Here is an 18,147-nt window from a genome sequence, read left to right on the forward strand (position 1 = left end):
TCTCCTGTGACGTTCGATATCCGCACTTCATCACAGCCCGGTAAATGCAAAATGTCAGAAGTCGTTCATATTTGTCATAGTTATGAATAGTTAATGTGGATCACAGTTACGCCACGGAGCCAACATGCCCTCACGCCGTCCCCCCTTCTTCGCCAGCGCCCGTGGCCGCCTGCTGATCTTTAATCTGCTGGTGGTGGCGGTGACGTTAATGGTCAGCGGCGTGGCGGTGCTGGGCTTTCGCCACGCCAGCCATATCCAGGAGCAGGTGCAGCGCCAGACGCTGGACGACATGACCGGCAGCATGAATTTGTCGCGGGAAACCGCCAACGTGGCGACGGCAGCGGTACGTTTGTCGCAGGTGGTGGGGGCGCTGGAATATAAAGACGAAGCCAACCGGCTAAAGCAGACCCAGACGGCGCTGGGCCATTCACTGGCGCAGCTTGCCGATGCGCCCCTGGCGCAGCAGGAGCCCGCGCTGGTGGCGCGGATCATCCGGCGCAGCAACGAGCTGCAACAAAGCGTGACCGGGATGCTGGAACGCGGGCAACGGCGCCATCTGGAGCGTAATGCCCTGCTCAGCGCGCTCTACCAGAGCCAGAGCTATCTCCGCCATCTCCAGGAGATCAACCGCCGCTTCGCCAGTAACGTGCCCGATGCCCGCCTGCTCAGCGAGATGGACCGGCTGATCGTTGCCGCCATCGAAACCCCTTCGCCGCGGGCGACCATCCAGCAGCTTGATACGGTAACGGCAATGCTGCCCCCTGGGGCCACCCAGCCGGTGGTGGGCTTTGTGCTGCCCGATTTTAACGCCGAGCTGAACAAGCTCGGCCCGCTCTCCCGGCAGCTGGAAGAGAGCGATCTGTCGATCAGCTGGTATATGTTTCACATCAAAGCGCTGGTGGCGATCCTTAACAGCGATATCAATCAGTATGTGGAGCAGGTGGCGCAGGCATCCCAGCTGCGTACCGCCCAGAGCCATCAGGAGCTGCGCTCCATCAGCGTCTTTATTACCCTTTCCGCCGTGCTGGCGCTGATCATTACCGCCTTTGCCTGCTGGTACATCTACCGCAACCTGGGCACCAACCTGACCGCCATCTCCCGGGCGATGTCGCGGCTGGCCCACGGGGAACAGGATGTCTCGGTGCCTGCGCTGCAACGCCGGGATGAGCTGGGCGAACTGGCGCGGGCATTTAACGTCTTTGCCCGCAATACCGCCTCGCTGGAGCACACCACCCGGCTGCTGAAAGAGAAAACTTCCCAGATGGAGGTGGATCGCATTGAACGTCAGGGGCTGGAAGAGGCGCTGCTCCACAGCCAGAAGATGAAGGCGGTGGGTCAGCTGACGGGCGGGCTGGCGCATGATTTCAATAATCTGCTGGCGGTGATCATCGGCAGTCTGGAGCTGGCCGATCCCCATTCACCGGATGCGCCGCGCATCAGCCGCGCGCTGAAGGCCGCCGAGCGCGGGGCGCTGTTAACCCAGCGCCTGCTGGCCTTCTCCCGCAAGCAGTCCCTGAACCCGCACGCGGTGGAGATGAAACCCCTGCTGGAAAACCTGGCCGAGCTGATGCGCCACTCCCTTCCCGCCACCCTTTCGCTGGAGATCGAAGCGCAGACCCCGGTCTGGCCGGCGTGGATTGACATCAGCCAGCTGGAAAACGCCATCATCAACCTGGTGATGAACGCCCGGGATGCGATGGAAGGGCAAAGTGGAGTGATAAAAATCCGCACCTGGAACCAGCGCGTCACCCGCAGCGACGGACGCAGGCAGGATATGGTGGCGCTGGAGGTGATCGATCACGGCTGTGGGATGTCGCAGGCCATCAAATCCCGGGTCTTTGAACCCTTCTTCACCACCAAGCAGACCGGCAGCGGCAGCGGGCTGGGGCTGTCGATGGTGTATGGCTTTGTGCGCCAGTCCGGCGGGCGGGTGGAGATCGAAAGCGCCCCCGGACAGGGCACCACCGTGCGGCTGCATCTGCCCCGCGCCACCCAGCAGGCACTTCCCCAGCCAGAGACGCTGGCGGCAGCCGCAGCGGTACGAAGCGACCGGCTGGTACTGGTGTTGGACGACCAGAGCGATGTCCGCCAGACCCTGTGCGAACAACTGCACCAGCTGGGCTACCTGACGCTGGAGGCGGAAACCGGCGAGCAGGCGCTGCAAATGCTGAGCGCATCGTCGGATATCGAGATGTTTATTAGCGACTTAATGCTTCCCGGCACCCTTAGCGGCGCGGAGGTGATCCAGCAGGTCCGCCAGCAGTTCCCGCATCTCCCCGTGCTATTGATGAGCGGCCAGGATCTGCGCCCGGCACATAACCCACAGCTGCCGGACGTGGAGCTGCTGCGCAAGCCTTTTACCCGTGCGCAGCTGGCGCAGGCGCTGGGGAAAGTGGCCCGAATTTGAGATTCCTCCGCTACTCGCTCCACCCGCTGTTTATTACCGTAAAGCCAGCTCACCTGCGAGACTGGCTTTATGAAACAATACTCTACCGCCCTGTTATTGGGTTTGCTCTCTTTAACCAGCCATCTGGCTCACGCTGATATTGTTGACGACACCATCGGCAATATTCAGCAGGCGATTAACGACGCCTACAACCCCAACAGCGACCGCAGTAACGATGACGATGACCGTTACGATCGGCGTCGCAGCAGCGATAACCGACAGTATGAAGAGCGCCAGCGCCAGCTGGACGATCGCCGTCGTCGTCTGGATGAACGTCAGCGCCAGCTGGATGAGGATCGGCGTCGCTTAGAAGATGACGAGCGCAGGCTGGAAGAGGATTACGACCGGCGGTAATGCCAGTGTCCGGCGGCGCTTCGCTTGCACGGGCCTACGGTTTCCCAGGCCGGGTAAGGCGAAGCCGCCACCCGGCATTGCGATGCCTTAGTCTAGCGCCAGCACCATCCCGTCATATCCCGCCTCAAACCCCACAGGGAGCGGGTTGCCCATCATCCACACGTCAAACTCATGGCTGATATGGGTCAGGATCACCTGCGGGCAGCCAATCACCTGATTTAGCGCGATAACCGTATTCAGATCGCAATGGTTGCGCGGCGTCTCATCCTGCGGCGCATGGCTACAGTCGATCACGATCGCCTGCGGCTGGTTGTTGAGCAGAAACTTCACCGTTTTCTCCGGCAGTCCGGCGGTATCGGAGAGCCAGGCCACGCGGCTGTGGGCGCTCTCCAGCAGATAGCCAAAAGTCAGCTTCGAATGGTTGAGCGGCAGCGGCGTCACCCGCAAGCCCTGGAGTTCAAAGACCACAAACGGCTCGAGAGTATGGCTAAAGTCGAGAAGGCCGGGATGTTTAAAGAGATCGTCGCACCCGGCTTCATCTGGCGGGCCGTAGACCGGAATGGTCGCCCCCACGCCCCAGCGCAGCGGAAACAGCCCCTGGACATGATCCATATGGTAATGGGTGAGTAAAATCTGCTGAAAACTGCCCGCAGGCCAGTCGTCCATCAGGTGCGGGATCCCGGCATCCAGCAGCGTCACCGCATCATTGAATTTGACCACCGCGCTACAGGGGCGACGGCGATAATCTTCCTGCAAACGCGCCCGGCGGCAGGCCGGGCAGTCGCAGCCAAAAGCGGGCACCAGCTGGGCGCCACCGGTTCCCTTTAACGTAATGGTCAGACTCATGACGCCCCCTTACAGAGGTTTGGTGAAGCGGAAGTGGCTCTGGGTATACCCTTCACGAAGATAAAAGCGGTGCGCATCGAGACGCTTTACGCTGGTGGAGAGTTCGGTCATCTCCGCCCCGGCGTGGCGGGCCTCTTCTTCCGCCCAGGCCAGCAGCCGGCTGCCGACCTTCAGACCGCGCGCCTGCGGCATCACCACCAGCTCCTGGATCTCGCCGATCCAGTTGGCGTGATGCAGGTGAAACTGCATGTGCAGGCCGATCATCCCGATGATGTGTCCATCCTGTTCGGCCAGCTGGTAACGCATATTGTGATCCTGCAGATTGGCCGCGAACCCCGCATGGAACGCTGAACGGTCAAGCTCCGCCTGTTTTAACTCACAGATCAGGCCATAGACCGCGTCAACGTCCTCCGCGGTGGCGGGGCGCAACTCACACTCGGGCATGGTTTCTCTCCTTCTGGCTAATGAGTGAAAGGAAGTTGTCGACAGACTGATGCAAACTGCCGTCATTGTTAAGGATCGGGCAGTCGGACGGCGTGTAACGGGCGGCGCGCGCCAGCCGCTGGTCGATCTCTTTAGCGCTCTCCCGCCCACGCGCCTGCAGTCGGCTACGCAGGATCTCCGGCGACACCTGCAGGCAGATGGGCAGCAACGCCCCGGCATAGCGCGCCTGCGCCTGGGGCAGATGGGCGCGCGAACCATTCACCACCACGTCAAATCCGGCGTGCAGCCAGAGATCGATCTCCAGGCCCACCCCATAATAATAGCCGTTAGCGTGCCAGCTCAGGGCAAACAGGTGCTGCCCCGCGCGGGTAAAAAACTCCGGCTCGCTGAGGGCGATGTGGTTTTCGCTCCCGGCAGTCGCGGCGCGCGTGATGTAGCGGTGCGCCACCAGCAGTTGTGGATGGGGCTGCTCACGCAACGCCGCCAGCAGGCTATCTTTTCCGGAGCCGGATGGCCCCATTAACCAGATTAGTCTTCCCATCAGAACACCCGTTTTCCCTGACGCCAGACGTGGTCGATATGAATATGCTCGCCTTTACGGTGCGCCAGCACCAGGTCCGCCCGTTTGCCTTCGCCAATCACCCCGCGATCGTGCAGGTTGAGCGCCTGCGCCGGGTTCTTCGTCACCAGGCGGATCGCCTGCGGCAGGGTAAAACCATTCTTCTCGTCGTCCGCCACCCGGAACGCCGCATCCAGCAGGCTGGCGGGGTAGTAATCGGAGGAGAGGATATCCAGCAGGCCGAGGGAAGCGAGCTGGCTTGCCGCTACGTTGCCGGAGTGCGACCCGCCGCGCACGATGTTAGGCGCACCCATCAGCACATTCATTCCGTGCTGACGGGAGGCCTCTGCGGCCTCGAACGTGGTAGGAAATTCGGCGATCACGCTGCCAAGCTGCCGGGATTCAAGCACGTGCTCCGCGGTGGCGTCATCATGGCTGGCGAGGGCGATATTGCGCGCCCGGCAGAGGGCGGCAATGGCCTGGCGGTTGGGCTGCGACCAGCGGGCGGCCAGCGCCAGCTGCTCCTCTTCGTAGCGCGCCATCTGCGCGTCGTTGAGGGCATATTTGCCCTGATAATATTCGCGATACTTTTCGATGTTAGCGAACTGGCGCTGGCCCGGAGAGTGGTCCATCAGCGACACCAGGGTCACCGGCTCACGGTTCACCAGCTTCTCGAACAGCGGCAGGGTGGTGTGATGAGGCAGCTCGCAGCGCAGGTGCAGGCGGTGCTCGGCGCGGTTAAGGCCGCGCTTCTGCGTCTCTTCCACGGCGTTGATCATCTTTTCCAGATTCTCCAGACGATCGCCGCCGTCGCGCACGTCGCCAATCGCCACCGCATCCAGCACCGTGGTGATGCCGCTGGCGACCATCATCCCGTCGTGGCTGCTCATCGCCGAATGGGCGGGCCAGTCCACTTTGGGCCGCGGGGTGAAGAACTTGTCCATGTTGTCGGTGTGCAGCTCAATCAGCCCTGGCAGCAGCCAGCCGCCTTCACCGTCCATCGCTTCCGGCAGGCGGCTTTGGGTTTCGGCAAAGGCGCGAATGATGCCGTCCTGAATGTCGATGGAGCCGTCAACGACCTCGTTTTCCAGCACCAGTTTTACGTTATTGACGATCATGCGGCGATCCCCATCGGGTGCAGACGATCCGCCACGCGATCCCGCACCGCGTCGTCGTGGAAGATCCCGACGATCGCCGCGCCGCGCGCTTTGGCCTCTTCGATCAGTTCAATAACCGCTGCGCTGTTTTTGGCATCCAGCGAGGCGGTCGGTTCATCGAGCAGTAAAATCGGGTAATCGACGATAAAGCCGCGGGCGATGTTGACCCGCTGCTGCTCGCCGCCGGAGAAGGTGGAGGGGGCGAGATGCCACAGGCGCTCCGGCACGTTGAGGCGCGTCAGCAGGCTGGCGGCTTTGGCGGCGCAGGTGTCGCGCGGCACGCCCAGATCCAGCAGCGGCTGCATCACCACCTCCAGCGCCGGAACGCGCGGGATCACCCGTAAAAACTGGCTGACCCAGCCAATGGTGGTGCGCCTGACGTCCCGCACCTTACGCGCCGGGGCCTGGACCAGATCGACCCATTCGTCGCCGTGGCGCACATGGATATGGCCTTCGTCCGGCAGGTAGTTGGCATACAGGGAGCGCAGCAGGGTCGATTTGCCGCTGCCGGAATGGCCATGCAGCACCACGCATTCGCCGCTATTCACTTTCAGAGAGGCATTCTGCAGCACCGGCAGGCGCACGCCGTTTTGCTGGTGGAGCACAAAGGTTTTACTTACGTTTTGTACGTGGATCATCTTGGCCTCGTGGCGTTTTCTTGCCGGGTGGCGCTTCGCTTACCCGGCCTACAAGGTGCTGGATTCATTGCCGGGTGGCGCTGCGTTTACCCGGTCTACAAGGTGCTGGATTCATTGCCGGGTGGCGCTTCGCTTACCCGGCCTACAAAGAGCGCGGTCCGTAGGCCGGGTCAGGCGAAGCCGCCACCCGGCAACAGCAAAATCAATTCTGCAATACCGATGACACCAGCAGCTGGGTGTAGGGATGATGGGGATCGTCGAGCACCCGGTCGGTCAGCCCACTTTCCACCACTTCGCCGCTCTTCATCACCAGCAGACGGTCTGCCAGCAGCCGGGCAACGCCCAGATCGTGGGTGACAATCACTACCGCCAGGTTCAGCTCCACCACCAGACCGCGGAGCAGATCCAGCAGGCGGGCCTGCACCGGCACGTCCAGCCCGCCGGTGGGTTCATCCATAAAGACCAGCTTCGGATGGGTAACCAGGTTGCGGGCGATCTGCAGGCGCTGCTGCATCCCGCCGGAGAAGGTGGTGGGCAGGTCGTCAATACGCGACGCCGGGATCTCCACCTCCTCCAGCCACTGTTTCGCCGTCGCGCGGATGTCGCCGTAGTGGCGCGCGCCGGTTGCCATCAGCCGTTCGCCGATGTTGCCCCCCGCCGACACCTGGCGGCGCAGGCCGTCCATCGGATGCTGATGCACCACGCCCCACTCGGTGCGCAGCAGGCGACGGCGCTCGGCCTCGCTCATGCCATACAGCGAGTGGCCGTCATAGAGAATGTCGCCGTTCTGCGGCGTCAGGCGCGCCGAGAGGGATTTCAGCAGGGTGGTTTTACCGGAGCCGGACTCGCCGACAATCCCCAGCACTTCCCCCGGCCACAGGTCAAACGACACGTCGCTGAAGCCTTTGCCCGGCGCATAAAGGTGGGTCAGGTTATTGACCGAAAGCAGCGGTTTCATTGGCTGTTGGCCTCGCTCTGTTGGCGGCAAAAATCGGTATCGGAGCAGACAAACATCCGTTTGCCGGTGTCATCCAGCACCACTTCGTCGAGATAGCTGTGCTTCGATCCGCAGATGGCGCACGGCTCATCCCACTCCTGCACCGTAAACGGGTGATCGTCGAAGTCGAGGCTCTCAACCCGCGTGTAAGGCGGCACGGCATAGATGCGTTTTTCGCGGCCAGCACCAAAAAGTTGCAGGGCGGGCATCATGTCCATCTTCGGGTTGTCGAATTTCGGGATTGGCGACGGGTCCATCACGTAGCGCCCGTTAACCTTCACCGGGTAGGCGTAGGTGGTGGCGATGTGGCCGAAGCGGGCGATATCCTCGTACAGCTTCACCTGCATTACGCCGTACTCTTCCAGGGCGTGCATGGTGCGGGTTTCGGTTTCGCGCGGCTCGATAAAGCGCAGCGGTTCGGGGATCGGCACCTGGAAAATCAAAATCTGATCTTCAACAAGCGGGGTCTCCGGGATACGATGGCGGGTCTGGATCAGCGTGGCGTCTTCGGTGCGCTCGGTGGTGTTCACCCCCGTCACGCGCGTAAAGAACTGGCGGATCGAGACGGCGTTGGTGGTGTCGTCCGCTCCCTGGTCAATCACCTTCAGCACATCCGCTTCGCCAATCACGCTGGCGGTGATCTGAATCCCGCCGGTGCCCCAGCCGTAGGGCATGGGCATTTCACGGCCACCGAACGGCACCTGATAGCCGGGGATGGCGACCGCTTTTAAAATGGCGCGGCGGATCATGCGTTTGGTTTGCTCATCCAGATAAGCAAAGTTGTAGCCGCTGAGGTTAGCCATTGTCGCGCTCCTGTTGCAGACGTTTAAGCAGCTCCAGTTCAGCCTGGAAATCGACGTAGTGCGGCAGCTTCAGGTGCGAGACAAAGCCTGCGGCCTCAACGTTATCCGCGTGGGCCAGCACAAACTCCTCGTCCTGCGCCGGGCCTGTAATGTTCTCGTCGTAGTCGGGGGCCTGAAGGGCGCGGTCAACCAGCGCCATCGCCATCGCCTTGCGCTCGCCCATGCCGAACACCAGGCCGTAGCCGCGGGTGAAGTGCGGCGCGTCGTTATCCGGGGTAACGAAGCCGTTTACCATTTCGCACTCGGTCATCAGCATTTCACCGACGTTCACCGCAAATCCCAGCTCTTCCGGCACAATATTGATGTCGATATAGCCGCTGCGGATCTCTCCGGCAAAGGGGTGGTTACGGCCATAGCCACGCTGGGTGGAGTAGGCCAGCGCCAGCAGATAGCCCTCATCGCCGCGCATCAGCTGCTGCAGGCGCGATGAACGTGAACAGGGGTAAACCGGCGGCGTGCGGGTGATGTCGTCCGGCTCATCGCCGCAATCCTCTTCCGCTTTCGCCAGCCCCTGGTTGGCCAGCAGGCTAAAGACGTGCGGCGCGGCGTCCTGCTCGGTGTGTGAGGGGGTAAGGCGAGGGGCTTCGCCGTTTGCCAGCAGGGTGAAATCGAGCAGGCGATGGGTGTAGTCGTAGGTCGGGCCAAGCAGCTGCCCGCCGGGAATGTCTTTGTAGACCGCCGAAATGCGGCGCTCCAGGCGCATCTCTGCGGTATTGATGGGCTCGCTCACCGCCAGCTTCGCCAGCGTAGTGCGGTAAGCGCGCAGCAGGAAGATGGCCTCGACGTTATCGCCGCTGGCCTGCTTCAGCGCCAGGGCTGCCAGCTCGCGATCGGCGATGCCGCCTTCGGTCATTACCCGGTCAACGGCCAGGTTCAACTGCTGTTCAATCTGGGCGACGCTCAGCTCGGGGATCTGCTCCTCGCCCCGGCGTCTGTGCTCCTGCAACGCGTGGGCGGCGGCGATCGCCTTCTCGCCCCCTTTGACGGCAACGTACATCAGCATACCTCCACGTGGGTGGTTCGCGGGATCGCCAGCAGGCGCTCGCCGCAGGTCAGCAGCAGGTCGATCCCCAGCGGAAACGGGTGCGGGCGCTCGGTCAGCTCGTGAATGATGCACTCCGGCAGTTGCGGGGCGACCATCCGCTCTTCGGCGATGCCGGCCCCGGTCAGGCGCAGCATGCGTCCGCCACTCAGGCTGGAGACCTGCAAAATCAGGGTGGCGCTGGTCTCCGGCGCCACGGCGGTGCCCTCGCTCAGGGCGTTAAGCTGCTGGTGGCTAATCTGCTCGTCGGCGACGGCGAACACCGCCAACTGGGGCTGATCCACCAGCGGGGCGCTGGTATGAAAACGCAGGTTGCTGCTGACGATATCGTTGCTGACGGAGCCCGACAGCCAGACCGGGGTGTCGTTATCGGCCAGGGTCAGCAGCACGCTGGTGGTGGCGAGGTTCAGCGGCTGCCAGCCATGCTTAAGCTGATGCAGCGAGACGATGACGCCCGGCTCGCTCATCGCTTTCAGCAGACGACGAAAACTGTGCTGGGCATCCTGCACGGCAAGGGTAAAAGCAGGGTGAAGTGTCATGCGTTGTCTCCGCGAACGAGCGTAAAGAAGTCGACCCGGCTGGTGTTTACTTCGGCCTGACGGGCGGCAAGGCGTGCGGCGCGGTCGGCATCCAGCGGGGCAATAACGGTTTCCATCAGGGCCTGAAAATGGGGGGCTTCCTGCAGCAGGGCATCCACAACGGCGCACTGCTCGGCGTGGGGTTTGTTACGCCCGAGCAGGTAGCTGTAGCCGAGGGTGCCGCTGGCGAGGCGCACCACGGCGCGGGTCAGGGTGGCATCGCCGGCAAAGTAGCGGGCCCCGGTGCCGCCCATCCGCGCCTGGATCTGCACCAGCCCGGTTTCCGGCGCGCGGATCAGTTCATAAGCGGGCGACAGGCTCAGCGCCGACATCCGCGCGGCAAGCGCCGCAGGCTGGCTGTGGGCGAGCACGGCCATCCAGTGCTGGCGGGTGGAGGTATCGAAATGCATTCAGTGCTCCATGGTGAATTCAATCATGTCGGCGCGGGTCAGGCTGACGGAGTACTCCGTCGCGTTCACCTCGTCGTCACGGTGGTTAAGGGTGCGCACGCAGAGCAGGGGCGCCATGTTGGGGATCTCCAGCACCTTGCTCTCTTTGGCCTGGGCGCGGCGGGCGCTGATGCGCGTCTGGGTGCGTTTGAGCGCAATGCCCGTGGCATCCTGCAGAAAGTCATGCAGCGAGCCGCTGGTGAAATGCTGCAGCACCGGCCAGAGGGCCAGATCCGCGAAGTAGTGGTCGATCTGGCAGAGGGGGATACCGTTAACCCGGCGCAGGGTGCGCAGGTGGATGACGTTGTCTCCCTCCTGAATCCCCAGCGCATCCGCCACGTGACTGGAGGTCGGACGCAGCACCGAGAGCAGTTTTTCGCTAGTGGGGTGGCTGCCCTGATCCAGCAGGTTCTGGCTGAAGCGCGCCTGGGCGTTGAGCGGGTAGTCGAACGGGCGCATCAGCACCAGTACGCCGACGCCCTGGCGGCGCTGTACCCAGCCGCGCTCTACCAGCTGGTCAATGGCCCGCCGCAGGGTGTGACGGTTGACTTCATAGCGATCGGCAAGCTGCTGTTCCGCAGGCAGATAGTCCCCGCAGCGGTAGTGCGTGCGCAGCTCCACTTCGAGCTTTGCCGCAATCTCTTGCCAGCGGGTGGGGTAACTGGTCGGATGTCTGGATAAGTGCATACAAATCAAAGCCTCGCTTCTCAGATGAAGTGCTTACGCAAACGTTGAGAGAGGAAGTCCAGCAGGCTGACGGTGATGATGATGAGCACCATCAGGGCGCAGGTTTGCTGGAACTGGAAACCGCGAATCGCTTCCCACAGGGTGACGCCAATCCCGCCTGCGCCCACCATGCCGACCACCGTCGCCGAGCGGACGTTGGACTCAAAGCGGTAGAGGGAGTAGGAGATGAGTAGCGGCATCACCTGGGGCAGCACGCCGTAAAGAATTTCTTCAATTTTGTTGGCACCGGTGGCGCGAATGCCTTCGACCGGGCCGGGCTCAATGGCTTCCACCGCTTCCGAAAGTAGCTTGGAGAGCACGCCGGTGGTGTGAATAAAAAGCGCCAGCACCCCGGCGAAGGGACCGAGACCGACGGCGACCACGAACAGCATCGCAAAGACCATTTCGTTGATGGCGCGGCAGGCGTCCATCAGGCGACGTACCGGCTGGTAAATCCACCACGGCACAATGTTGTCGGCGCTCATCAGGCCAAACGGAATGGAGAGCACCACGGCCAGGGCGGTGCCCCAGACGGCGATTTGCAGCGTGACGGCCATCTCGCCGAGGTAATCCTGCCACTGGCTGAAGTCCGGCGGGAAGAAGTCGGCGGCGAAGGTCGCCATGTTGCCGGAGTCCTGGATCAGCGTCAGCGGGGCCATTTCCGCGCCCTTCCAGGAGACAACCAGCACCGCCAGCAGGATGGCCCAGCTGATCAGCGAGAACCAGCTGCGCTTTGGCGGTGGGAGAGTGATGGTTTGCATGTGTGCTCCTTAATCTGTTCTCCCTCTCCCTCAAGGGAGAGGGAACGTAATCACTGCACCGCTTTGGTCACGCTGGTCATCGCGCCCAGCGCGGCGGTCAGGCGGTCGAGATCGTCCAGCTGCGCCTGAATTTCAGACAGCTTGCTGTTCTTCTCTTCCTCTTTCAGCGTCTTGTTGTCCTTCACGCCCTGGATCTGTTTGAACAATGCCAGCTGGCGAATCGGCACCAGCTGCAGGTCGCTGGAGGCGCGGAACGGCGCCCAGCCCAGGCGTTCCAGCACGGTTTTCTCTTCCGCGGTTTTGCCGTAGTTCATAAAGAAGTCGTACACCTTCTCCTTGGTGCTTTCGGAGAGGTTTTTACGCCACACAATCGGGTCGCCCGGGATCAGTGGGGATTTCCAGATCACCTTCAGTTCTTTCAGCTTGTCCGGCGCGGAGGTCTTCAGCTTGTCGAGGTTTTCGGTGTTGTTGGTGGCAACATCCACCTGCTTGTTGGCGACGGCCAGGGCGTTGGTTTCATGCCCGGCGTTGACCGTGCGTTTGAATTCGCTGGTAGAGACATTGTTTTTGGCAAAGACGTAATAGCCCGGGACCAGGAAGCCAGAGGTCGAGTTCGGGTCGCCGTTACCAAAGGTGAGCTCTTTACGTCTGGAGAGCATGTCGTTGAGGTTGTTGATCGGGCTGTCTTTGTTGACGATCAGCACACTCCAGTAACCCGGGGAGCCGTCAGCGGCCACGGTTTGCGCAAAGACCTGACCGTTGGCACGATCCACCGCTTCCATCGCCGAGAGGTTGCCGTACCAGGCGATGTCCACTTTATTGAAGCGCATCCCCTGGATGATGCCCGCGTAGTCCGGGGCGAAGAAGGCGTTCACTTTGATCCCCAGCTTGCTTTCCATGTCCTTCAGGAAGGGTTCCCACTGTGGCTTCAGGTTCTGCTGTGATTCCGTCGAAATAATGCCGAAATTCAGCGCTTTTTCCTGCTCCTCTGCAAACGCCGGGCTGAACAGGGTGCTGATGCTGAACATGCTGGTAAAGGCCAGCGCGGCAACCGTCTTATAGCTCATTTCCATTCCTCATTGTGGGGACGTTAAGCAGCCTGCGCGCTCTCTTCGACGCGGTTAATGCTGCGGTAGAGATGATCAAAACGTTCGTTATCAAACTGGTGGCTGGCGCCATCGAAGAAGACGTGCCCCTGACGCAGGGCGACGATGCGCTCGCAGTAGCGCAGGGCGTAATCCACCTGGTGCAGCGTGACCACCACGGTGATGCCGTCCTTGCGGTTAATGTCGCGCAGGGTTTCCATGACGATGCGGGCCGACTCCGGGTCCAGCGAGGCAATCGGCTCATCGGCGAGAATAATTTTGGCTTTCTGCATCAGCGCCCGGGCAATCGCCACGCGCTGCTGCTGTCCACCGGACAGGGTGGAGACGCGCTGGTGGGCGAAATGGGCCATGCCGACGCGGGTGAGTGCCTGCAGAGCTTCTTGCTTCTGGGACGGGGAGAACCAGCGAAGGCAGGTGCGCCAGAATGGGGTGCTGCCGAGCGCGCCAATCAGCACGTTCTCCAGCACCGTCAGGCGGTTCACCAGGTTGAACTGCTGGAAGATGTAGCCGGTCTGGGCGCGGCTTTTGCGGATATCACTCGCCAGACGACCCGCGCGCTGCACGGTATTGCCCAGCAGCTCAACGTGGCTTTCTGAGGTTTTGTCGCAGGTGATGAGGCCGCTTAAGTGGCGCAGAAGAGTGGATTTACCTGAACCGGATGGTCCCAGCAGCGCTACCATTTCGCCCTGCTGGACGGTCAGATCAACGGCATGCAGAGCCTTATTGTGATGAAAGGTTTTGCTCAGTTTCTCGACGCGGATGACAGTGTGCATGGGTAAGGCCTCAATTCAAATGTGGCCTCATGCTGGCGGATCAATGTGACATTTAGGTTAAGTGTTGGTTGCGGGAGTTTGAAGAGTTGAGGTGAAAGCGATGACAGTGACTGCAGGCCCGGCGGCGCTTCGCTTGCCGGGCCTATAAAAGACAAATCAGTTCTTCTTAACGAACTCGGATTTGAGCTTCATCGGACCGAAGCCGTCAATTTTGCAGTCGATGTTGTGGTCGCCCTCGACCAGACGGATGCCCTTCACTTTGGTGCCGATCTTCAGCATTGAAGAGCTGCCTTTGACCTTCAGGTCTTTAATGACGGTGACGTTATCGCCATCCGCCAGCAGGTTGCCGTTGGCATCTTTAACGATCAGCTCATCGCTCTCGGCTACGGGTTCTGCGTTGTTCCATTCGTGAGCGCATTCCGGGCAGATGAACATACCGTTATCTTCATAGGTATATTCAGAGTTGCATTTCGGGCAGTGTGGCAGTGACATGGTGTTCTCCTCAAAATAGTGCGAACCGGCGGCAATGAGGCCCGCCAAAAATCGACAGGTTGTCGAAAAAGGCGGCAAGTATAGCGCATGTCCTTACTTTTGTCGGTGATATTATTTTTCGCTTTTGGCTAAAAAAAGCGTTTCTGATGACAGAGTCTGTCAGTGACTCAGGTAATGATAAGTACCCGGCGCGAGAATGAAATGCTTGCGAATGAAAGCAATAATATTTTATTGCGGCAAATTGATACGCCGTGTCATTTCGGATAAGGTTAAGGTGCTAATGATATTCACCGTAAATGTTTTTATAGCCATCCCCGGGCTTGCAGGGATGATTACCCCCTCATTTTTGGTGGGCGATTAAAGATGGTTTATCCTGAAATTTATTAAATTTGAGCTACGCTCTTAGTCTTTCGGTTTCCCTGACCGAAGGAGCGCGCTCCGCTGTTTTATGCACTTAAAGAATATATTTGATTGTCATCAGACAATTATTTTGCGTCGAACATATTTGCTACACGGAATCATATAAGCCGATCCTTCATTCTTAAAATAATTCGGTTATATAAAATTTGTGTTAAGGGAAGGCTTTTTACTATGCATACACAAACAATATTTGAGTTAAGCCAGGAAGCTGAAAGACTGCTGCAACTCTCATTGCAGAATCTCGAGTCACTAAGCGCCATGCCTGCTGCGATGCTGGACAATGCAACGTCGGCTCTTACCGGCGAAACCAGCAACGTTTTACCTCTACATTTTAGTGCCCGTGGTTTAGAAGCGCAGCAGTCCATGCTGAATAATGAACTGCGCAAAATTACCCGTCTGGAGATGGTGCTGGCGATTGTGGGCACCATGAAAGCCGGTAAATCGACGACGATTAACGCCATTGTGGGAACGGAGGTGTTGCCCAATCGCAACCGTCCGATGACCGCGTTGCCGACGCTGATCCGTCATACGCCTGGTCAGAAGGAGCCGGTGCTGCATTTTTCTCACGTGGCGCCGATCGATACATTAATAAAACAAATGCAAAAAAAGCTGGCCAATTACGATCGCGGCAAGCTGGCCCAGCAACTTGAAATTGATAAAGATATGAATGCGTTGCTGGGGCGCATAGAAACCGGCGAAGCGTTTGAAAAACATTATTTAGGCGCGCAGCCGATATTTAATTGTTTAAAAAACCTGAATGATTTAGTGCGACTTTCTCAGGCGCTGGGAACAGATTTTCCCTTCTCTGCCTATGCAGCGATTGAGAATATCCCGGTTATTGAGGTGGAGTTTGTCCATCTGGCCGGGCTGGATGGCCATCTGGGGCAATTAACCCTGCTGGATACCCCCGGGCCGAATGAGGCCGGGCAACCGCATCTGCAAAAAATGCTTACCGAGCAGCTCGCCCGCGCTTCGGCGGTACTGGCGGTAATGGACTATACGCAACTGAAGTCGATTTCCGACGCCGAAGTACGGCTGGCTATTTCTGCCGTCAGCAAATCGGTACCGCTCTACGCGCTGGTCAACAAATTCGATCAGAAAGACCGCAACAGCGATGATGAAGAGCAGGTGCGGGCGATGATCTCCGGCACCCTGATGAAAGGCCATATTTCCCCAGGGCAGATCTTCCCGGTCTCCTCGATGTGGGGGTACCTGGCGAATCGGGCGCGTCATGAGCTGAATCAGCACGGTAAGTTGCCGGATCACCAGGAGCAGCGCTGGGTGCAGGATTTTGCCGAAGCTGCGCTGGGCCGTCGCTGGCGGACTGCCGATCTGGACGATATTGAACACGTTCGCCACTCCGCCGATCTGCTGTGGGAGGATTCCCTCTTTGAGCAGCCGATCCGTAAGCTGATTTATGCTGCCTACGCCAATGCCTCGCTGTATGCGTTACGCTCGGCGTCGCATAAGCTGTTGAACTATGCCCAGAACGCCCGGGAATACCTGGATTTCCGCTATCAGGGGCTCACGGTCGCCTTCGACGAGCTGGAGCTGAATATCGCCCGCCTGGAAGAGGATATGGCGCTGTTGCAGTCCCGTCAGGTGTCGGTAAGCAATGAGGTGCGGCATGAAGTCGGGCAGGCGCTGGCGGCGACCGACCTGTTTATCAGCACGCAGCAAAACGATATCAAACTTGCGGTAGCGCACATCTTCAATCCGGATAATTTGCTCGATCTGGCCGGGTTTAAGCCGCACACGCTCCATGCCGAGGCGTTAGCTACGCCGGGGCATCTGGTGCTGGACGATGAAGGACAGGCGCAGATCCTGCTGAGCAAAATCCGCTCCTCCTGTGAAATGATCCTGCTGGATGCTCAGGCCAAAATCGGTCGCGAGCTGGCGCTGCGGTTTGACCAGCTGGAAACCACGCTGGCCCGCTCCCTGAACGACGCCATGCGGCCCATTGAAACGCGGATTAAAGAGGAGCTAAGCCATGCCGGATTCCGCGCGCGGATCAGCTTCCCGGCGTTTCAGGCAAACCAGCTTAACTTCAATACCCGGGGGCTGTTCAGCGATGCTATCGCTCAGGAGAGCCTACCGGCTGGCCAGGGGCAGGGAACCAGCAGTGCGCTGCGCGACACGGTCTCCCGTTGGTTGAACAATCCGGGCTGGGGCTGGGAAGATTATGTGATGACGCGGACGCGCTATGTTATTAACGTGTCAGAGCTTCATGAAAAATTTAAACAGCATATAGATCACTTTTGTGAACAAATTCGTAAAGCTTTGGCTGCGCAGGTCGATGTCTCTGTTACAGCGGGTATGGCGACATTCTTTGCGGAATTCTCGTTATGCCTTGCAGGATTACAGGAAAGCTTGCGTGATAGCCTCGCAGTGCGTCAGCAAAATGAGCATGCCACACGGGCGCTCAGCCAGCTGTTGCAGCAATGCATTACGACTGCGACGTGGATTCAGGAAGATACCCGACTGTTACGCGATGATATTCAAACGTTATTCGCGGCAGAGCAACCATGACAAAACAACTACTGGACGGTCCCGGACGGACGCTGGAATGTATCCATCCTAAATTTATGGTCGACCTGGTGCAGGGGGCTGACGCGCAGCGTCACACCTCTGTGGTGTCGCAACAGCAGCACTTTCGTGAACGTTTAACCCAGGAGATCATGGCGCAGTCTCAGCTTCGTCAGTGGGCCATGGGGGGAATGTTCAGCGAAAATGCTGTGCTGCGACTCGGGCTGGCAGAGAAGCTGGCGGGCATGTTTGACCCCGGCCATCTGGCGCTGACCCGCATGACGCACATTCTCTCCACGCTGCGCCAGCAGGCCAGCCTGCGCAATCAGCCGCCGATTGGCGTGGTACATCAATACGAAACCCTCTCCGCCCATTTTCAGCAACGTGCGCAGTTCAAAGAGAAGGCGTTAACCCAGCGCGGATTAACGGTGCAGGCAGGCGTTCACAGCGAGCAGATTTTTACCCGCTGGCGCGCCGGGCACTACGACGGCTGGTCGCTGGCCGGTCGCGGTTATGTGGTGCTGGAGGAGCTGCGTTGGGGGGCGTTCGGTGATGCCTGTCGACTGGCGAATGCAGACGTCAGCGCCATGTTGAAAGATAACCTGTGCAGCATGGTGGCTAACTATCTGGCGCAGGGGATCAACGCTGCACCTAATACCCGCCATTTTTATCATCAGTGGCTCACCACGCCCAGTACGCCGGGGATTATCGACCATAAAGATATGCTGGGCTGGCTGGGTGACTGGTGTGATGCGGACAGGCATCCGGTGTGCTGGTCGGTGACGCAAAGCTGGCAGAATGTGGCGCTGGGGATGCCGAGGTTGTGTTCGGCGGCGAGGCTGGCGAAAGCGATGGTGGAGGAGGTGTTTGGGGAGTAGGGGGAATATGTGGCTCAGGTGGTGGTTCCGTTCACCTCACGTTCCTTGCTTCTCTGATACATCCGAACCGGTGAACGTGCCAGGGTGGCTCA

Annotated in this window: 19 protein-coding genes; 4 read left to right on the plus strand and 15 right to left on the minus strand. The window is 59.8% G+C overall.

Going from position 1 to position 18,147, the window contains the following annotated elements; genetic code table 11:
- The first annotated feature begins 124 nt into the window (after positions 1-124).
- Complete coding sequence (locus tag FHC51_RS06815; RefSeq protein ID WP_220435162.1) at positions 125-2,407, plus strand: hybrid sensor histidine kinase/response regulator; 2,283 nt, start codon at positions 125-127, stop codon at positions 2,405-2,407.
- Positions 2,408-2,476: 69 nt separating this feature from the next.
- Positions 2,477-2,800 (plus strand): DDRRRQL repeat protein YjdP, encoded by a 324-nt coding sequence (gene yjdP / locus FHC51_RS06820; RefSeq protein WP_220435163.1) that lies wholly within the window; start codon positions 2,477-2,479, stop codon positions 2,798-2,800.
- A gap of 87 nt (positions 2,801-2,887) precedes the next feature.
- Here yjdP and phnP read toward each other — a convergent pair whose 3' ends face one another.
- The 15 genes from phnP to FHC51_RS06895 form a co-directional block, all read right to left on the minus strand.
- Positions 2,888-3,646, minus strand: a complete 759-nt coding sequence (gene phnP / locus FHC51_RS06825) for a phosphonate metabolism protein PhnP (protein WP_220435164.1) — start codon at positions 3,644-3,646, stop codon at positions 2,888-2,890.
- Positions 3,647-3,655: 9 nt separating this feature from the next.
- Positions 3,656-4,090 carry an aminoalkylphosphonate N-acetyltransferase gene (gene phnO, locus FHC51_RS06830; RefSeq protein WP_103177898.1) on the minus strand — a complete coding sequence of 145 codons (435 nt, stop codon included), beginning with the start codon at positions 4,088-4,090 and terminating at the stop codon, positions 3,656-3,658.
- Positions 4,077-4,634: a ribose 1,5-bisphosphokinase gene (gene phnN / locus FHC51_RS06835; protein ID WP_220436660.1), complete on the minus strand. Its 558-nt coding sequence runs from the start codon at positions 4,632-4,634 to the stop codon at positions 4,077-4,079. Before phnN ends, phnO begins: the two co-directional genes overlap by 14 nt.
- Positions 4,631-5,767, minus strand: coding sequence for an alpha-D-ribose 1-methylphosphonate 5-triphosphate diphosphatase (gene phnM, locus FHC51_RS06840; RefSeq protein WP_220435165.1), 1,137 nt, complete (start codon positions 5,765-5,767; stop codon positions 4,631-4,633). The genes phnN and phnM overlap by 4 nt, the downstream gene beginning before the upstream one ends.
- Positions 5,764-6,444, minus strand: a complete 681-nt coding sequence (gene phnL, locus FHC51_RS06845) for a phosphonate C-P lyase system protein PhnL (protein WP_220435166.1) — start codon at positions 6,442-6,444, stop codon at positions 5,764-5,766. The genes phnM and phnL overlap by 4 nt, the downstream gene beginning before the upstream one ends.
- A gap of 202 nt (positions 6,445-6,646) precedes the next feature.
- Positions 6,647-7,402, minus strand: a complete 756-nt coding sequence (gene phnK, locus FHC51_RS06850; RefSeq protein ID WP_220435167.1) for a phosphonate C-P lyase system protein PhnK — start codon at positions 7,400-7,402, stop codon at positions 6,647-6,649.
- Positions 7,399-8,244, minus strand: coding sequence for an alpha-D-ribose 1-methylphosphonate 5-phosphate C-P-lyase PhnJ (gene phnJ, locus FHC51_RS06855; RefSeq protein WP_103177903.1), 846 nt, complete (start codon positions 8,242-8,244; stop codon positions 7,399-7,401). The genes phnK and phnJ overlap by 4 nt, the downstream gene beginning before the upstream one ends.
- Positions 8,237-9,301: a carbon-phosphorus lyase complex subunit PhnI gene (locus FHC51_RS06860; RefSeq protein ID WP_220435168.1), complete on the minus strand. Its 1,065-nt coding sequence runs from the start codon at positions 9,299-9,301 to the stop codon at positions 8,237-8,239. Before FHC51_RS06860 ends, phnJ begins: the two co-directional genes overlap by 8 nt.
- Positions 9,301-9,885: a phosphonate C-P lyase system protein PhnH gene (phnH, locus tag FHC51_RS06865; protein ID WP_220435169.1), complete on the minus strand. Its 585-nt coding sequence runs from the start codon at positions 9,883-9,885 to the stop codon at positions 9,301-9,303. Before phnH ends, FHC51_RS06860 begins: the two co-directional genes overlap by 1 nt.
- Positions 9,882-10,334 carry a phosphonate C-P lyase system protein PhnG gene (gene phnG / locus FHC51_RS06870; RefSeq protein ID WP_156237541.1) on the minus strand — a complete coding sequence of 151 codons (453 nt, stop codon included), beginning with the start codon at positions 10,332-10,334 and terminating at the stop codon, positions 9,882-9,884. The genes phnH and phnG overlap by 4 nt, the downstream gene beginning before the upstream one ends.
- Positions 10,335-11,060: a phosphonate metabolism transcriptional regulator PhnF gene (gene phnF / locus FHC51_RS06875; protein ID WP_220435170.1), complete on the minus strand. Its 726-nt coding sequence runs from the start codon at positions 11,058-11,060 to the stop codon at positions 10,335-10,337.
- A gap of 20 nt (positions 11,061-11,080) precedes the next feature.
- Positions 11,081-11,860, minus strand: coding sequence for a phosphonate ABC transporter, permease protein PhnE (phnE, locus tag FHC51_RS06880; RefSeq protein ID WP_156237543.1), 780 nt, complete (start codon positions 11,858-11,860; stop codon positions 11,081-11,083).
- Between the two features lie 50 nt (positions 11,861-11,910).
- Positions 11,911-12,927, minus strand: a complete 1,017-nt coding sequence (gene phnD / locus FHC51_RS06885; RefSeq protein ID WP_220435171.1) for a phosphonate ABC transporter substrate-binding protein — start codon at positions 12,925-12,927, stop codon at positions 11,911-11,913.
- Between the two features lie 23 nt (positions 12,928-12,950).
- Complete coding sequence (gene phnC, locus FHC51_RS06890; protein WP_114316119.1) at positions 12,951-13,739, minus strand: phosphonate ABC transporter ATP-binding protein; 789 nt, start codon at positions 13,737-13,739, stop codon at positions 12,951-12,953.
- Positions 13,740-13,895: 156 nt separating this feature from the next.
- Complete coding sequence (locus FHC51_RS06895; protein ID WP_103825445.1) at positions 13,896-14,231, minus strand: zinc ribbon domain-containing protein YjdM; 336 nt, start codon at positions 14,229-14,231, stop codon at positions 13,896-13,898.
- Between the two features lie 591 nt (positions 14,232-14,822).
- On the opposite strand from FHC51_RS06895, the gene crfC reads away from it, so the two are divergent.
- Both crfC and FHC51_RS06905 read left to right on the plus strand, forming a co-directional pair.
- On the plus strand, positions 14,823-17,180 hold the full coding sequence (gene crfC, locus FHC51_RS06900) for a clamp-binding protein CrfC (protein ID WP_103825446.1): 2,358 nt from the start codon (positions 14,823-14,825) through the stop codon (positions 17,178-17,180).
- The gene (locus tag FHC51_RS06905) at positions 17,177-18,055 is read left to right on the plus strand and encodes a diguanylate cyclase regulator RdcB family protein (RefSeq protein ID WP_103825447.1); all 879 of its coding nucleotides are present in this window, start codon (positions 17,177-17,179) and stop codon (positions 18,053-18,055) included. Before crfC ends, FHC51_RS06905 begins: the two co-directional genes overlap by 4 nt.
- The last annotated feature ends 92 nt before the right edge of the window (positions 18,056-18,147 follow it).

Origin of the sequence: Leclercia sp. EC_58, assembly GCF_019584355.1 — a bacterium.
Lineage (GTDB): Bacteria > Pseudomonadota > Gammaproteobacteria > Enterobacterales > Enterobacteriaceae > Enterobacter.

Excerpts from the sequence above, each read along its gene's own strand:
- FHC51_RS06815 (WP_220435162.1), top strand. The coding sequence starts at position 125 with ATGCCCTCACGCCGTCCCCCCTTCTTCGCCAGCGCCCGTGGCCGCCTG.
- yjdP (WP_220435163.1), top strand. The coding sequence starts at position 2,477 with ATGAAACAATACTCTACCGCCCTGTTATTGGGTTTGCTCTCTTTAACC.
- phnP (WP_220435164.1), bottom strand. The coding sequence starts at position 3,646 with ATGAGTCTGACCATTACGTTAAAGGGAACCGGTGGCGCCCAGCTGGTG.
- phnO (WP_103177898.1), bottom strand. The coding sequence starts at position 4,090 with ATGCCCGAGTGTGAGTTGCGCCCCGCCACCGCGGAGGACGTTGACGCG.
- phnM (WP_220435165.1), bottom strand. The coding sequence starts at position 5,767 with ATGATCGTCAATAACGTAAAACTGGTGCTGGAAAACGAGGTCGTTGAC.
- phnL (WP_220435166.1), bottom strand. The coding sequence starts at position 6,444 with ATGATCCACGTACAAAACGTAAGTAAAACCTTTGTGCTCCACCAGCAA.
- phnK (WP_220435167.1), bottom strand. The coding sequence starts at position 7,402 with ATGAAACCGCTGCTTTCGGTCAATAACCTGACCCACCTTTATGCGCCG.
- phnJ (WP_103177903.1), bottom strand. The coding sequence starts at position 8,244 with ATGGCTAACCTCAGCGGCTACAACTTTGCTTATCTGGATGAGCAAACC.
- FHC51_RS06860 (WP_220435168.1), bottom strand. The coding sequence starts at position 9,301 with ATGTACGTTGCCGTCAAAGGGGGCGAGAAGGCGATCGCCGCCGCCCAC.
- phnH (WP_220435169.1), bottom strand. The coding sequence starts at position 9,885 with ATGACACTTCACCCTGCTTTTACCCTTGCCGTGCAGGATGCCCAGCAC.
- phnG (WP_156237541.1), bottom strand. The coding sequence starts at position 10,334 with ATGCATTTCGATACCTCCACCCGCCAGCACTGGATGGCCGTGCTCGCC.
- phnF (WP_220435170.1), bottom strand. The coding sequence starts at position 11,060 with ATGCACTTATCCAGACATCCGACCAGTTACCCCACCCGCTGGCAAGAG.
- phnE (WP_156237543.1), bottom strand. The coding sequence starts at position 11,860 with ATGCAAACCATCACTCTCCCACCGCCAAAGCGCAGCTGGTTCTCGCTG.
- phnD (WP_220435171.1), bottom strand. The coding sequence starts at position 12,927 with ATGAGCTATAAGACGGTTGCCGCGCTGGCCTTTACCAGCATGTTCAGC.
- phnC (WP_114316119.1), bottom strand. The coding sequence starts at position 13,739 with ATGCACACTGTCATCCGCGTCGAGAAACTGAGCAAAACCTTTCATCAC.
- FHC51_RS06895 (WP_103825445.1), bottom strand. The coding sequence starts at position 14,231 with ATGTCACTGCCACACTGCCCGAAATGCAACTCTGAATATACCTATGAA.
- crfC (WP_103825446.1), top strand. The coding sequence starts at position 14,823 with ATGCATACACAAACAATATTTGAGTTAAGCCAGGAAGCTGAAAGACTG.
- FHC51_RS06905 (WP_103825447.1), top strand. The coding sequence starts at position 17,177 with ATGACAAAACAACTACTGGACGGTCCCGGACGGACGCTGGAATGTATC.